The sequence below is a fragment of the Marinomonas sp. S3726 genome (assembly GCF_000967665.1).
GTDB lineage: Bacteria > Pseudomonadota > Gammaproteobacteria > Pseudomonadales > Marinomonadaceae > Marinomonas.
On sequence record NZ_JXYC01000084.1, the window covers coordinates 1 to 480 of the forward strand.

General features: G+C 40.6%; 1 protein-coding gene. It reads right to left on the bottom strand.

Going from position 1 to position 480, the window contains the following annotated elements:
- Positions 1–323: DUF3164 family protein (locus tag TW85_RS25150; RefSeq protein WP_046019885.1), on the bottom strand; the 323-nt coding region annotated here is incomplete at its 3' end.
- Positions 324–480: the final 157 nt, after the last annotated feature.

Genomic DNA, 480 nt, shown 5'->3' on the forward strand with positions numbered 1-480 from the left:
TCTTCGGTGAAAGCAACCACCTCACGGAACTGACGCTGAACCTTATATTTACCATCAAAACTAGTAAGAGAAACGTTCCCCTTTGTGCCGCCTAACTTGACGTTATAGCGTTCACCAACGATCGAAACGAGGTCATCAATATCCCGTAACGCAACCGCTTTAAAGTCTGCCAAAGCTTTATGCAACGCTTCAGCAGATTTCGTTAAATCTGCAACAAGTTGATCACGTAATAAATCCTGCTCAGTGATGTTAGCCTCTGGCACCAAATGACCTTTTGCATCTTTACGATACCCGTCAGGAACAATTAACGTATTAGTGGACATTGAGGTTCTCCCATGTAATTAAGCAGCCGCTTTTTAATAAGTGATATTCATTGATTCGAATGCCATCTTTAACTTTGTACTTCATAAAAAAACCTTCTAATTTATCCGCTTGAGGCGGTTGAATTTTTATAACAGGAACCGTACCAACACACTCAAT